The 13174-nt window shown below is 67.2% G+C and carries 14 protein-coding genes; 5 read left to right on the top strand and 9 right to left on the bottom strand.

All coding sequences use genetic code 11. From position 1 onward, the window contains the following. Positions 1 to 87 precede the first annotated feature (87 nt). Positions 88 to 843 carry a tyrosine-protein phosphatase gene (locus IB243_RS11935; protein WP_192427182.1) on the bottom strand — a complete coding sequence of 252 codons (756 nt, stop codon included), beginning with the start codon at positions 841 to 843 and terminating at the stop codon, positions 88 to 90. Positions 844 to 915: 72 nt separating this feature from the next. Here IB243_RS11935 and IB243_RS11930 point away from each other — a divergent pair, with 72 nt between their 5' ends. Continuing rightward, on the top strand, positions 916 to 1815 hold the full coding sequence (locus IB243_RS11930; RefSeq protein WP_192427179.1) for a helix-turn-helix domain-containing protein: 900 nt from the start codon (positions 916 to 918) through the stop codon (positions 1813 to 1815). Here the strand turns inward: IB243_RS11930 and IB243_RS11925 are convergent. The 6 genes from IB243_RS11925 to IB243_RS11900 all read right to left on the bottom strand — a co-directional run bounded on the left by IB243_RS11925 (position 1776) and on the right by IB243_RS11900 (position 7439). Continuing rightward, positions 1776 to 2114: a DUF2834 domain-containing protein gene (locus tag IB243_RS11925; RefSeq protein WP_010464472.1), complete on the bottom strand. Its 339-nt coding sequence runs from the start codon at positions 2112 to 2114 to the stop codon at positions 1776 to 1778. The genes IB243_RS11930 and IB243_RS11925 overlap by 40 nt on opposite strands. Positions 2115 to 2262: 148 nt before the next feature. Beyond that, complete coding sequence (locus tag IB243_RS11920; protein WP_057228470.1) at positions 2263 to 2613, bottom strand: DUF4124 domain-containing protein; 351 nt, start codon at positions 2611 to 2613, stop codon at positions 2263 to 2265. A 72-nt stretch (positions 2614 to 2685) separates the two neighbouring features. Then, positions 2686 to 3288, bottom strand: coding sequence for a YbhB/YbcL family Raf kinase inhibitor-like protein (locus IB243_RS11915; protein ID WP_225584900.1), 603 nt, complete (start codon positions 3286 to 3288; stop codon positions 2686 to 2688). A gap of 115 nt (positions 3289 to 3403) precedes the next feature. Then, positions 3404 to 4183 (bottom strand): helix-turn-helix transcriptional regulator, encoded by a 780-nt coding sequence (locus IB243_RS11910; RefSeq protein WP_057271348.1) that lies wholly within the window; start codon positions 4181 to 4183, stop codon positions 3404 to 3406. Positions 4184 to 4293: 110 nt separating this feature from the next. After that, complete coding sequence (locus IB243_RS11905) at positions 4294 to 4515, bottom strand: hypothetical protein (RefSeq protein WP_057271347.1); 222 nt, start codon at positions 4513 to 4515, stop codon at positions 4294 to 4296. Further along, positions 4512 to 7439, bottom strand: coding sequence for a DNA topoisomerase III (locus tag IB243_RS11900; RefSeq protein ID WP_192427178.1), 2928 nt, complete (start codon positions 7437 to 7439; stop codon positions 4512 to 4514). Before IB243_RS11900 ends, IB243_RS11905 begins: the two co-directional genes overlap by 4 nt. 131 nt (positions 7440 to 7570) lie before the next feature. On the opposite strand from IB243_RS11900, the gene IB243_RS11895 reads away from it, so the two are divergent. The 4 genes from IB243_RS11895 (at position 7571) to IB243_RS11880 (ending at position 10580) form a co-directional block, all read left to right on the top strand. Next, positions 7571 to 8152 (top strand): SET domain-containing protein, encoded by a 582-nt coding sequence (locus IB243_RS11895; RefSeq protein WP_192427176.1) that lies wholly within the window; start codon positions 7571 to 7573, stop codon positions 8150 to 8152. Beyond that, positions 8149 to 9015: a biotin--[acetyl-CoA-carboxylase] ligase gene (locus IB243_RS11890; protein ID WP_192427174.1), complete on the top strand. Its 867-nt coding sequence runs from the start codon at positions 8149 to 8151 to the stop codon at positions 9013 to 9015. Before IB243_RS11895 ends, IB243_RS11890 begins: the two co-directional genes overlap by 4 nt. 28 nt (positions 9016 to 9043) lie before the next feature. Continuing rightward, entirely contained in the window at positions 9044 to 9760 is a 717-nt protein-coding gene (locus IB243_RS11885) for an SPOR domain-containing protein (protein WP_192427172.1), read from the top strand. Positions 9761 to 9947: 187 nt separating this feature from the next. Beyond that, positions 9948 to 10580, top strand: coding sequence for a DUF6882 domain-containing protein (locus tag IB243_RS11880; RefSeq protein ID WP_192427170.1), 633 nt, complete (start codon positions 9948 to 9950; stop codon positions 10578 to 10580). A gap of 57 nt (positions 10581 to 10637) precedes the next feature. Here IB243_RS11880 and IB243_RS11875 read toward each other — a convergent pair whose 3' ends face one another. Continuing rightward, complete coding sequence (locus tag IB243_RS11875) at positions 10638 to 11639, bottom strand: MBL fold metallo-hydrolase (protein WP_192427168.1); 1002 nt, start codon at positions 11637 to 11639, stop codon at positions 10638 to 10640. A 71-nt stretch (positions 11640 to 11710) separates the two neighbouring features. Next, on the bottom strand, positions 11711 to 13162 hold the full coding sequence (locus IB243_RS11870; protein WP_192427166.1) for a sensor histidine kinase: 1452 nt from the start codon (positions 13160 to 13162) through the stop codon (positions 11711 to 11713). Positions 13163 to 13174: the final 12 nt, after the last annotated feature.

Here is a 13174-nt window from a genome sequence, read left to right as displayed (position 1 = left end):
AGACATTGCCAAATATTAGCACGATCATGCCAAATATTGGCACAAAACCAACTCACAATGACCTAACCTGCACGGCCACCAATGGCATCACGCCGCCTGCAGATAGCGCCCCTCCAGCTCCTTCTGCGCGGCGGCATCCACCCCCAGCACGTCCACCAGATACGGCTGCAGGCCGCCGAACTCGGTGTCTACCTTGTGCAGGGCGGCGTCCAGAAACTCCTCTTGCACACGCCACAGCACGGCCAGCACCTCCTCGGGGGCGTGGCTGCCCATGCCTTCGGGGCGGCGGTAGAGGGTGTTGGTGAGCAGGTAGTCGTGCATGACCACGTCGCGCGGCACGCCCAGGGTGAGCAGGATGAGGGCGGCGGCAAAGCCGGTGCGGTCTTTGCCAGCGGTGCAGTGGAAGACGGTGGGGGCATCGCTGTCCAGCAGCAGGCCAAACAGCTCGGCAAAGCGCGGGGCATTGTCGTGCACAAAGCCCCGGTAGGTGTCCTGCATCAGGCCCACGGCGTCTTGCGCGGTGAGCTGGCGGCCGGTGCGCTGCAGCTCTAGCGCGCGCTGCACCACGGTGGGCTCGATGGCCAGCGGGTGGTAGCTGATGCCGGGCAGCGCGTAGGCATAGGCAGCGCTTTCGGCCTTGCCGCGAAAGTCCACCGCGCGGGCCACGCCCAGTTCGGCCAGCAGGGCCTGGTCCTCGGGGGTCAGGGCCGCCAGGTGGTCAGAGCGAAAGATGCGCCGCCACTTCACGGGCCGCCCGCCCTGGCCGGTGTAGCCGCCCAGGTCCCGAAAGTTGGTGGCGCCTGCGAGGGGGAGAGATCGGGTAGGTGCTTGCTCTTGCTGCATGGTGCGTGGCACAGGTGTGCGGTGGATAGGGATGCTGAAGCAACAAGGATAGTCGGGTGGTGCGGCAAGCGCATGTCGCACGGGTGGCTGGTGCAATGCGTGGGGCGCGACCGTGTGCAGAATCCGGGCATGCAGCGTTTTGTGCCCGTGCCCTCTGATTTGCAGCCCTGGTTGATGGCAGGGGTGGTGGTCGATGCTCCTGCGGAGCTGGTGCAGTCGCAATTTCCGGCCATGGTGTCGAGCATGCTGGTAGTGCGGCTGGCCGGGCAGGTGTGTTGCCAAGGAGCGCTGGTGCCGCCAGCGGCCTGGATGAGCGCCAGCACCACGGCCACGGTGTACGAACACGGCGGGCCGGTGCAGGCCGTGGGGCTGGTGCTGCAGCCCGAAGCCGCGGCGGCACTGTTTGCCAGCGCGCGCGGGCTGGTGAACACACTGCGGCCGTTGGCGGAACTGGTGGGGCCTGGGTGGACCGAGGTGGAGCACGGCGTGCATGCGGCGCAGGATGATGGCGCCCGGATCGCGGTGCTGTGCCAGTTCGTCCGGCAGCTGGTCGCGCCGCCGTCACCGTGTGAAGCCCGGCGGCAGCAGGCGCTGGCCTTGCTGCACGCGGCCAGCGACGATGCAACAGACGCGGACCAGCGTCTGGGCCTGAGCCAGCGGCAGTTTGAACGGCGCTTTGTGGCGCACTGGGGCATGGCGCCCAAGCAGTTTCAGGTGATTGCGCGGCTGAACAGCACGCTGGGCAACGCCCTCGCCGCGCCCGGCGGCCCGGTGGTGGACCTTGCCGCCGACCAGGGCTATTACGACCAGTCGCACATGGCGCGCGATGTGCGCAGGCTGGCGGGCCACCCGCTGCAGGCCCTGGTGCAAGGCACGCGCAGCCCGCTGACCGCTCACTGGCCCTTGCAGATCGGCGCGCAGGCCCTGCCGAATCAACCAGCCCCACCCTTGGAGCCCACGCGCAAGCGCTGAGCCAGGTACAGCGGCATCACAAACGCGAGGCCAATGCCAAAGCAGGCGGCGATGTAAGCCCAGCGCCATGCGCCCAGGCTGCGGTCTACCGCCACCCAGGCCGAGAACGCCACGGCGGCCAGGTACACGTCGCAGGTGATGCCGGTGGTCAATGCATTGGCAAAGGCATCGCGCCAGAAAACATCGGGCATCACGCTGCCACCCGCCAAAAAGTACACGGTGTTGAAGTACCAGGGAACGGCCAGGCCCAGGAGGGCTAGCAGAAGAAAAAAAGCGCGCAGATGGGTGTGGTTTTGCATGGGTGCATGCGGCCCTCCAAAGAGAAAGAGAGAGGCCTTGGGTAGTGAATCAACGCACCGATTGAATCCGCGCAGCCCCTGGCGGGCTAGGAAAAAAACGACATGCCTCACACCGGCGGGCCAGCCGCTGCCCGCCATCTTCATGAACTTACTGCGCGCGCGGCAGCGAGGTCACGGCGCCATCCACCGGCAACTCCTGCGTGCCCTTGGGGCAGGGCTGGTCGGTGTAGGTGGTGCGGCCGTCCTTCACGCACTTGCGCGGCTGCGGGGCCACGGGCTCGGACGCGCCGCCGCTCGCAGCGCGGGCTTGTGCGGCGGGCTGCTGCTTGCCGGGTGGCAAGGTGTCGGGGCCGGGGCGGGTGATCTTCTTCCAGGCCTGCTCGGTCCACGGCCCGGCGTGGGGCAGCCACTGGTCGGCCGTCCACCATGCGGCAGCCGCGGCGGCAAGCAGCAGGGCCGCCAGGATGGACCAGAGGGCTCGTTCGCGGGTGCTGCGCATGGGGTGGGCCTGGGGTGTGGTGGGTATGACCACCAAGCTTAAAACATCAGGGCGCCCACCGACCACGGGGCATCACCGCTGCGCGCCCTTGGCAGCGGGGCGCCCATAGCGCGCCGTGAGCGTGGCCTTGCCCAGGCTGTTGGCGTTGATCATGTAGCCGGCCAGCGCCGCGGTGGCGTCGGTGGGCAAGTCCAGGCGCGGCACCTTGAGGGCGTGCACGGTAAAGATGTAGCGGTGCGGTGCATCACCTTCGGGCGGGCAGGCGCCGCCCCACGCGGCCACGCCGTAGTCGATGCGCACGTGGCTGGCACCTGCGGGCAGTTGCGCGCCGCCCACCGCGCCCGCATCCGCACGCAGCTCGGTGGCGCCGGCGGGGATGTTCACCACCGACCAGTGCCACCAGCCCGAGCCCGTGGGTGCGTCAGGGTCGTACACGGTGACGGCAAAACTCTGTGTGCCCGCAGGCGCGCCGCTCCAGCGCAGGGCCGGTGACTGGTTGTCACCCGCGCAGCCAAAGCCCTTGAACTCGAAGCGCTGGGGCAGCGTGCTGCCTTCAACAAAGTCAGGGCTGCTGAGGGTAAAGGCCTGGGCGTGGGCGGCAAATGCCAGGCCAATGGAGGCAAGCGCGGCGATGGAGGTCAATGCGCGACGGGGGCGCGAGAGAAGTTTTGGCATTCAAGAAGCTCCTTGCAGTAGCCGTGTGAAACAAGGGCTTGATGGTGCTGCTCGCCGCGCCTTCGCATTGGCCCGGCGGCGTCAATGGCTGTGCGCTGCGCGTCAGCCGCAGGAATCAGGGCCGCAGCTGCGAGGGCGGAAAGCCAAAGCGTTCGCGGAAGGCCGCGCTGAAGCGGCTGTGCGACTCGTAGCCGCAACGCGCTGCGATCTCGGACACCTGCAGCGCGGAGCTTTGCAGCAGCACCAGCGCCGTCTCTAGCCGCACGTCGCGCAGGCACTGGCTCACGGTTTCGCCCTCTTGCGCCAGGCGGCGCTGCAGGGTGCTGGCGCTGGTGGCAAAGGCGCTGGCGATGCGCTCCACCGTCCAGTCGGCCTGCGGGCTGGGGCCCACAAGGCGGCGCACGCGTTCGGCCCAGCCCAGCTCGCCGGGCGGGGCGAAGACGATGCCCGCCTCGGCCAGCATCAGCAGCACTTCGAGCGCACGGTGTTCGCGCAGCGCTTGCGAGCTGGCATCGCTCTCCAGCGCGGCCACGGCACGCACATAGCTGTCTTCAAATGCGCCGTCGGCCGCGAGGCCCGCGCAGCCTTGCACCGGTGCAACGGCTGCGAACTGGCCGAACTGCCGGTGGAACTGCTCCACCAGCTCGGGCGCAAAACACAGCAGCCGCGCCACATAGCGGCCTTGGGGTGCCGGGTCGTTGACCACCTCCCACTGCGCGCCGCGCGGCAGCACGAACACCCGCCCGCTGGGGTAGCGGTGCCCACCGCCGGGCGTGACCAGGTGCTTGGTGCCCGAGACCACCCAGCCCACCGAATCCATGCGCACCGTGACGGTGTGGATGCGGTGGTGCACCGTGGTGGCGATCTGCAAGGACAGTGCGGGTTCGCCCATCATTCGTTCCCTTGCGGCTCAGGGTCCATCATCAATCGTTGGGGCTGGAAGGCTGGCTCCGCGCAGGTGCGGCAGTTTCCATGGAGATGGCCTGTAAGGCAGCACACCCCACGTCAGCGGGTGCGCTCCCGCGATACGCCCACATCGATATCGCCAAACACGGTGACGCCGCTGGCACCCTGCGATGGCTGCGGGCTGGCGGGGTCGCTGGAGCGCGCAGAACCTGGCGTGCTGGTGCAACCGCCCAGCGCACCAGCAACTGCGAGGGCCACCAGCGCGGAGCGCCAGAAGCCCCGCACAGGGGACGCGGCAGATTGATCAGCGTGTTGCGTCATCCTTCGCCACCCAGGTGGTTGCCCAGGATGCCCGCCAGCTCGAACATGCCCGCACTGTCTTTGCCAAACACCGCACGCAGCTTGTCGTCGGCGACGATGGTGCGCTTGTCCTTGGGGTCTTGCAGGTTGTGGGCCTTGATGTATTCCCACATCTTCTTGACCGCCTCGGGACGGGCCACGGGCTCGGTGCCGATCACGGCGGCCAGGGCGGCGCTGGGGGCCTTGCCTGCGGCGGCCTTGCGCGGTGCCTTGGCGGCAGCGGTCTTGGTGGCCGGCGCTTTCTTGGCAGCTGCAGGTTTGGCGGCTTTTTTGGCCGCAGCGCTTGGCTTGCCTGCTTTGGCTGCTATTGCTTTTGCAGCAGCACCTGGGCGCGGCGGGAACTTGCTGGGCGCAAACTCGAAGTTGACCTTGCCCGCCTCCTTGTCCCACGCCAGGTGGGCCTTGAAGGCGCGGCGGGTGCGCATGCTCACGAACTTATCGAGCAGGTCGGTCTTGCCGGTCTCCAGCAGCTTGTGCATCTGCTCGCGCTCCACAGGCTGCTGCAGGATGATCTTGCCGCTCTTGAAGGTGCAGCTCGGCGTGGGCTGCGCGGCGGTGGGCACGGCCTTGCTGCACACGTAGTTGCTGCCGTGCTCGTGCACTTCCGATCCGCAGATGGGGCAGGGGCCGAGCGCGGCGTCTTCAAACTCCACCAGCTCGCCCGACTCCTCGCCCTTCTTGTCGTCGCCGAAGTCGAATTCGAGCTTGTAGTTGTGCGCCTCGTCGTCGTACTTGATGACGATCTCGGACGTGAAGGGCCAACCCGCCTTGGAGCGGAAGCCCTCCAGCGGGCCGATCTTCTTGTCGCGCAGCAGCGCGTTGGCCTCGGCCGTCTCGAAGGTGCGGCCCGCGGGCGACTTGCCAAAGCTGAAGCCGCAGCCTTCTGCACCGGGCTTGCCCACGCAGGCGAAGCGGCGGTAGTTTTCCTTCACCACGCCGCCACAGTTGGGGCACGGCGATTCGAGCGTGGTGTAGTCGCCGGGGATGGTGTCGCGGTCGTATTCCTTGGCCTTCTTGACCATGCGCTCGGTCATGGTGGCGATGCCGGCCATGAAGTCTTCGCGGCTGAGCAGGCCCTTTTCCATTTGCGAGAGCTTGAACTCCCATTCACCGGTCAGGTCGGCACGGCAGAGCTCTTCGACCTCCAGCCCGCGCAGCAGCGTCATCAGCTGGAAGGCCTTGGCCGTGGGAATGATCTCGCGGCCTTCGCGCAGCATGTACTTTTCGGTCAGCAAACCTTCGATGGTGGCCGCGCGCGTGGCAGGCGTGCCCAGGCCTTTTTCCTGCATGGCTTCGCGCAGCTCTTCGTCGTCGATCTGCTTGCCGGCGCTTTCCATGGCGCCGAGCAGCGTGGCTTCCGAATACCGCGCGGGCGGCTTGGTCTTGAGGCCCTTGGGGTCCACTTGCAGGGTGTTGACGCTTTCGCCAGGCTTCACCGGCACCAGGTTCTGGCCCTTGTCGCCGTCCTTGCCACCTTCCACCTCATCGGCGGCTTCCTTGCCGTAGATGGCCAGCCAACCGGGCTTGACCAGCACCTTGCCTTCCGTCTTGAAGCTGTGGGGGGCCACGGTAGAAATGCGGGTGGTCACGGTGTATTCCGCGCTCGGGAAGAACACCGCCATGAAGCGGCGCACGACCAGGTCGTACAGCTTCTGCTCGGCTTCACTCAGGCCGCTCGGCGCCTGCAGTGTGGGGATGATGGCAAAGTGATCGCTCACCTTGCTGTTGTCGAAGATGCGCTTGGACGGGCGCACGTAGTTGTTGTTCAGCGCGGTGAGCGCGTGCGGCGCCAGGTGCCGCATGCCGCTGTCGGCCAGCATCTCGAAGGTCTGCTTGGCGACGGGCAAATAGTCCTCGGGCAGCGCGCGCGAGTCGGTCCGCGGGTAGGTCAGGGCCTTGTGGCGCTCGTACAGGCTTTGCGCCAGGGCCAGCGTGGTCTTGGCGGAGAAGCCGAACTTGCCGTTGGCTTCGCGCTGCAGGCTGGTCAGGTCGAACAGCAGGGGCGACGCCTGCGTGGTGGGTTTGCTCTCTTCGGTGACGGTGGCCTGCTTGCCGCGCACGGCGTTGGCGATGGCCGTGGCTTCTGCAGCCGACCACACGCGGTCCGCGCGGGCTTCGACGTCTTCGCTTTTCTTCCACTTAGGGTCGAACCACTTGGCGGGGTACTCGCCGGCTTCGGCGCCGAAGGTGGCGTGGATTTCCCAGTAGTCGCGGCTGATGAACTTGCGGATCTTTTCTTCGCGTTCCACCACCAGCGACAGCGTGGGCGTCTGCACCCGGCCCACGGTGGTCAGGAAGAACCCGCCATCGCGCGAGTTGAACGCCGTCATGGCGCGGGTGCCGTTGATGCCCACCAGCCAGTCGGCCTCGCTGCGGCTGCGGGCGGCGTGGGCGAGGCCCGCCATTTGCTGCTCGGTGCGCAGTGCGTCAAAGCCGTCGCGGATGGCCTGGGGCGTCATGGACTGCAGCCACAGGCGCTTGACGGGCTTGCCCAGGGGCTTGGCGCCGCCGGCGTACTGCTCGATCAGGCGGAAGATCAGCTCACCCTCGCGGCCCGCGTCACAGGCGTTGATGAGTTGCGTCACGTCCTTGCGCTTGGCCTGCTTGACCACGGCGTTCAGGCGCGTCTTGGTCTTGTCCACAGGCTTGAGGTCAAAGTACGGCGGGATCACGGGCAGGTGGGCAAAGCTCCACTTGCCGCGCTTCACGTCAAACTCTTCGGGCGCCTGGATCTCCACCAGGTGGCCCACGGCGCTGGTGACTACATAGCGGTCGTTCTCGAAGTGTTCTTCGTGTTTCTCGAACTTGCCGGCCACGGGGGTCAGTGCGCGCACGATGTCTTGCGCGACGGAAGGTTTTTCTGCAATTACCAGGGTCTTGGTCATTTTGGGGCTCTCGCCAGTCATTCTGGTTGCCCGGGTTCCGGGCGCTTCTACAATTCGGGTCTCACGCGCATGCACACGCATACACGCGCACGCACACATGTGTGCACTATCAAGTTAACAGAGTTTTTGCCATGCCCCGCTCCGCATCGCCTGCAGCCCCCACCCTTGCACCGGGCCGCCGCATCCAGACCCGGCGCTCGGGCGTCCATGGCAAGGGCGTGTTTGCCGTGCAGGATATTGCGGAAGGCGAAGTCCTTGTGGAGTACACGGGCGAAGTGATTGGCTGGCAGGAAGCGCAGGACCGGCACCCCCACGACCCCCAGCAACCCAACCACACGTTTTACTTTCACGTGGATGAAGACCACGTGATCGACGCAAAGTTCGGCGGCAACTCCTCGCGCTGGATCAACCACAGCTGCAACCCCAATTGCTACGCCGACGAACGGGACGGCCGCATTTTCATCACTGCGCTGCGCAATATCCAGGCAGGCGAAGAGTTGAACTACGACTATGGCCTGATCATTGAAGAGCGTTACACCCCGAAGCTCAAGGCCGAATACCCCTGCTGGTGTGGCAGCACCAACTGCCGGGGCACGCTGCTGGCGCCCAAACGCGGCTGGGCACCGCCCGTGCCACTGCCGCCGTCCAAGCCGTCTGCCTCCAAAAGCAGCAAGGCGCCCCAAAAGGCCCAGCCACGGGGCCGCAGCCAGTGACCACCACCCCGATCCGCTGGCCCGCCGAGGCCATCTGGGAAGCAGTGTCACCGCTGTTACCGGGTTTTACCGTCGAAGTGCTGCCCAGCATCGACTCGACCAACACCGAGCTCATGCGCCGCGCGCGCACCGGCCAGTGCGAGCCCACGCTGCTGGTGGCCGAGCAACAGACCGCCGGGCGCGGGCGGCTGGGGCGGGTGTGGCAAAGCGATGCCGGTGCGTCGTTGATGATGTCGCTGGGCCTGCCGCTGGCGCCCCAGGACTGGTCGGGCCTGTCGCTGGCCGTGGGGGTGAGCGTGGCCGAAAGCCTGCAGCCCGTGCTGCCTCCACTCGGCCCAGGCCAGCCAGCGCGCGTGGGCCTCAAGTGGCCCAACGACCTGTGGCTGGGCGGCGCAGCGGGTGACCGCAAGCTGGGCGGCATCCTGGTGGAGACCGCCAGTTTTGTCTCGCCACAAGATGCACAGGCAGTGCCACAGGGCACCAGCGCCGGCACTGCACGTTATGTGGTGGTGGGCATCGGCATCAACGTGCTGCCACGCAGCGCCGAAGGCATGAGCATGCCCCCCGGTTGCCTGCAGGACGTGGAACCCGGGCTGGACGCCCCCACCGCCTTGCTGCGCATCGTGCCCCCGCTGGTGGCCATGCTGCGCTCGTTCGAAGGCTACGGGTTTGGCCCCATGCAGCCCCGTTTTGCAGCCCGCGACGTGCTGCAAGGCCGCGCCGTGACGCTGAGCGATGGCCACACCGGCACCGCGCACGGCGTGGGCGACGATGGTGCGCTGCTGGTGCACACGGCCGGAGGCATGCAGGCCATCACGAGTTCCGAAATCAGTGTCCGGCCGACTGCGGTGCCTCCGGTGTGACAAAGCTTCCCTTGAAAGGCCACGCTCCATGCTCCGTCTTGCCGTGATCGCACTGCTGCTGGCCAACGTGGGCTACTACGCGTGGTCGCAGGGGCTGCTCAAGGACTGGGGGTTTGCCCCCGAGGAACAGGCCGAGCCGCAGCGAATGAACCACCAGATCCGGCCTGAAACGCTGCAGATCCTGCGGGTGAACCCCAGCAAGACCTCTTCCTCTTCTTCGTTCTCCCCCCCTCCCGGCACGGCCACCGCTTCGGCCGACGGCGCGTCTTCCGCAGCATCCCCCCCTCCCCCTGCCGATACCGCCGAATGCCTGCAGGCGGGCGTGTTTGACGAGCGCCAGGCCGACGCCCTGCGCACCGCCGCCGCCAACCTGCCGCCAGGCAGCTGGCTGCTGGAGCCCACGCCTGTCCCGGGCCGCTGGATGGTCTACATGGGCCGCTTTGAAGACGTGGAAACCCTGGACAGGAAACGCGCCGAGCTGCGTGCCCGCAAGGTGGACCACGACCGTGCGGGCGGAACACTCGAATTCGGCCTCTCGCTGGGCCGCTTTGCCACCAAAGATGCGGCCGAGCGCGAACTGGCCAACCTGGGCAACAAGGGCGTGCGCACAGCCCGCGTGATCCAGGAGCGGCCGGACACGGCCGGCTTCACGCTGCGCCTGCCTGCAGTGACCGACGCACTGCGCCCGCAGTTCGATGCCCTGCGCACCGCCATGGCGGGCAAGACGCTGCGCAACTGCGCGTAGCCGCAGTGCGGCACAGGGCTCAGCAGCCGGATGGCAGCCACCGCGCCCGTCCCCCCTCCTTCCCCCTACTGATTTCTCCATGACCGAAGAAAACCCGCCTGTCCACTGCGATACCCACGGCGAGGCGGTGGCAACCTACGTGTGTGGGCATCTGTGCAGGAATTCTGCACAAAGGTGGTTTTGCGACATGCCATCAGCCGATTGCCGGTACCCGGATGCCTGGTGCGCCAGCTGCCATGCCGAACTCCTGAAAGAAGGCGAGTGGAATGAGCGCAACGAGGCCTGCCTGGACCTCCAGATCATTTGCCACCACTGCTACCAGGCTTCCATGGCTGCCAGCGTCGATGCCCTGGACGGCCCCGTGGAGAAGGCCTGGATCGACACCGTGGCAACCGCCCACCAGGCATTGCACGAAAAGCAGCGGGTGCTGGAGTCGGACTACGGCATCTCTCGCTTCTCGCGGTGGGACTATGACCAGCCCACAGGAACGCTGACCTTCTCCGACAACGGCGTGGCGCGTGTGGTCGCAGACATCGAGTTCATCGGCTCCGTCTCTGAAACCACCCACACCTGGCTGTGGGCCTGGGCCAATTTCCACAACCACGCCAAAGTGGTCTCCCGCATTCCGGACGTGTGGGAATTTGGTGAAGACAAAGGTTTTCGGCACCTGACCGTGCCCCTGTGGAAAGGCGACGCCACGGATGGCTGGGAAGTATCGGGCGTGGCCGCCGACGTGCTGGGGGCGCAAGGGGTGTACCGAGCGCCCACGGCCCACGGTTTTCTCTACATGGCACTGATGTCCGTGCAAACGGTGGGCTGACGCCCCCCGCTGCCGACGCGTGCTGCACGCCAGACACGCAACACGGCCGCCCGGTGGTCACACCGCGATGGCCCGCGTCTCCCCGTGCCGCATGAGCCATACGCGCTCCGCCGCAATGCCACGCTGCGCCAGTGCGGCCGCCAGGTCGCGCGGCGGGTGGTCAAACGCCTCCTGCGTCAGCATGAACGTGCCCCAGTGCACGCCCATGGACTGCTTGGCCTCCACATCCAGCATCAACTGCACGGCGTCCTCGGGGTTCACGTGCATGGGTTTCATGAAGTCGCGCGGCAGGTAGGCACCGATGGGCAGGGCCAGGAAATCGACTGCACCCAGGCGCTGGCGAATGGCCTTGAAATCATCGCTGTAGCCCGTGTCGCCCGGGAACAGAAAACGCCAGGGGTCTGTAGCCTCCGGGCGCGCCCATTCAAGCAGGTAGCCGCCCCACAGCGAGGCATTGGTGTCCCACGGGGTGCGGCGGCTCCAGTGCTGGGCGGGGGTGAAGTGCACCCGCACACCGGGGGCGATCTCGGTGTGTTCCCACCAGTTCAGCTCGGTCACGGGGCCCATGCCGCGTTGGGTGAACCAGTGGCCCAACCCTTGCGGCACCACGAAACGCGGTGACTGGCCGGCGTCCCGCAAGCGGCGCAAGGTGCCGTAGCAGAGGTGGTCGTAGTGGTTGTGCGAGATCAGCACCACATCGATGGGCGGCAGCTGCTCGGGCGCCAGGGGTGCAGGCACGCGGCGCGGCGCGCCAAAGCGGCCCAGTGGTCCGGCAAAGCCGCACAGCGTCGGGTCCATGAGCACGTTCAAGCCGGCCACCTGCAGGAGGATGGACACATGGCCCAGCCAGGTGACCACCGGCGCCTGTTGGCGTTGCGCCAGGCGTGCGTGGTCCACGGGCACGCTCCACTGCTGGGCGAAGGCCGCATAGCCCCCTGTGGGCTCCGAGCGGGGTTTGAAGTCACCGCGCAGCGAGCGCCAGACCATTTCGTACCAGGGGAAATTGCCAATGACGACGCCGGGGTGGGTGTTGGCAAAACGGCGGGGTGGTGGGGACATGGTGGGGCATCAGGCTGGGGGAACGCACATGATGCCGCAGACACCGGCACCCCGCCGCCCGATGGCTCCCGTCAGCTGCCCGCCACCACATCCCGTGCCGCAAAGCGCACGCTGAAACATGCGCCGGGCGGATGGTGGCCGGGGCGCGCGTCTTCGAGCGTGACCTCGGCGCCATGCTTGCGCGCGATCTCCAGCACGATGGGCAGGCCCAGGCCGGAGCCGTCGGCCTCGCTGCCCAGCGCCCGGTAGAACGGCTGAAAGACCAGCTCGCGCTCGGCCTCGGGCACGCCGGGGCCGGAGTCTTCGACCTGCAGCAGCAGCACATGGCCAAAGGTGTCGGCCAGCACGCGGGCAGTGACCACGCCGGGCTTGTCGGGCGAGGAAGGCGTGTAGTTGATGGCGTTGTCCACCAGGTTGCGCACCAGCTCCTTGAGCAGCGTGGGGTTGCCGTCGATCAGCACACCGGGCGAGCCGGGTTCCGCGCCGTCGTAGCCCAGGTCAATCTTTTTGTCGAGCGCGCGGGGCACCGAGTCGCGCACGACCTCGATGACCAGGCGGGCGAGGTCACACGGCTGGCGCGCAAAACCCACGCCGCTGCCCTCGGCCCGCGCCAGCGCGAGCAGCTGGTTCACGGTGTGGGTGGCGCGGATGCTGGAGCGGCCGATCTGCTGCAGCGAGCGTTTGAGTTCTTCGGTGCTGGTGCCTTCGCGCTGCGCCAGGTCGGCCTGCATGCGCAGGCCGGCCAGCGGTGTCTTGAGCTGGTGGGCGGCGTCGGCCAGAAAGCGCTTTTGCGTGGCCAGCGAATCGTTCAGCCGCGTGAGCAGGTCGTTGACGGACGACACCAGCGGCGCCACTTCCAGCGGCACCGTGCGGTCGTCCAAGGGCGAAAGGTCGTCGGGGTTGCGCGCGCGGATGCGCTGCTCGAGCTGGTTCAGCGGCTGGATGCCCCGCGCCAGCGCCAGCCACACCAGCAGCACCGCCAGCGGCAAGATGACGAACTGCGGCAGCATCACGCCCTTGATGATTTCGGTGGCCAGCACGCTGCGCTTTTCGCGCGTCTCGGCCACCTGCACCAGGGCCACGGGCGTGTCGGGCAACGGCAGCCGCACCCAGATGTAGGCCACCCGGATGTCGATGCCACGCATTTCACCGTCGCGCAGGCGCACCTCGCCGGACATGGGTACCTCATCGGCCGGCGGCTCGGGCAGCTCGCGTTCGCCCGAGAGAAACTCGCCGCCCGGGCCCACCACCTGGTAGTAGACGATGTCGGACTCATCGGCCCGCAGGATCTCGCTGGCGGGCTGGGGCAGGTTGAACTGCACCTTGCCGCCTGCCACGCTCACCAGCTGGGCCAGGGCGTGGGCGTTGTATTCGAGCGCGCGGTCAAACGGCTTGTTGGCCAGGCCCTGGGCCACGAGCCAGGTCAGCGCCAGGCTGACGGGCCACAGCAGCAGCAGCGGCGTGAGCATCCAGTCGAGGATTTCGCCAAACAGGGAGCGCTGCTCTCGCTGGAAGATTTTCAAGGCATCCGCCGT

The organism is Acidovorax sp. ACV01 (assembly GCF_014851495.1).
Classification (GTDB): Bacteria; Pseudomonadota; Gammaproteobacteria; order Burkholderiales; family Burkholderiaceae_C; genus Acidovorax; species Acidovorax radicis.
The sequence above is the reverse complement of the archived record's forward strand: the minus strand, read 5'-3'. Positions and strand labels throughout refer to the sequence as shown.

Bases quoted from the DNA above. Each gene is read 5' to 3' on its own strand.
- IB243_RS11895 (WP_192427176.1), top strand. From the start codon at position 7,571: ATGCCCCGCTCCGCATCGCCTGCAGCCCCCACCCTTGCACCGGGCCGC.
- IB243_RS11875 (WP_192427168.1), bottom strand. From the start codon at position 11,639: ATGTCCCCACCACCCCGCCGTTTTGCCAACACCCACCCCGGCGTCGTC.
- IB243_RS11910 (WP_057271348.1), bottom strand. From the start codon at position 4,183: ATGATGGGCGAACCCGCACTGTCCTTGCAGATCGCCACCACGGTGCAC.
- IB243_RS11930 (WP_192427179.1), top strand. From the start codon at position 916: ATGTCGCACGGGTGGCTGGTGCAATGCGTGGGGCGCGACCGTGTGCAG.
- IB243_RS11920 (WP_057228470.1), bottom strand. From the start codon at position 2,613: ATGCGCAGCACCCGCGAACGAGCCCTCTGGTCCATCCTGGCGGCCCTG.
- IB243_RS11885 (WP_192427172.1), top strand. From the start codon at position 9,044: ATGCTCCGTCTTGCCGTGATCGCACTGCTGCTGGCCAACGTGGGCTAC.
- IB243_RS11905 (WP_057271347.1), bottom strand. From the start codon at position 4,515: ATGACGCAACACGCTGATCAATCTGCCGCGTCCCCTGTGCGGGGCTTC.
- IB243_RS11915 (WP_225584900.1), bottom strand. From the start codon at position 3,288: ATGCCAAAACTTCTCTCGCGCCCCCGTCGCGCATTGACCTCCATCGCC.
- IB243_RS11880 (WP_192427170.1), top strand. From the start codon at position 9,948: ATGCCATCAGCCGATTGCCGGTACCCGGATGCCTGGTGCGCCAGCTGC.
- IB243_RS11900 (WP_192427178.1), bottom strand. From the start codon at position 7,439: ATGACCAAGACCCTGGTAATTGCAGAAAAACCTTCCGTCGCGCAAGAC.
- IB243_RS11935 (WP_192427182.1), bottom strand. From the start codon at position 843: ATGCAGCAAGAGCAAGCACCTACCCGATCTCTCCCCCTCGCAGGCGCC.
- IB243_RS11925 (WP_010464472.1), bottom strand. From the start codon at position 2,114: ATGCAAAACCACACCCATCTGCGCGCTTTTTTTCTTCTGCTAGCCCTC.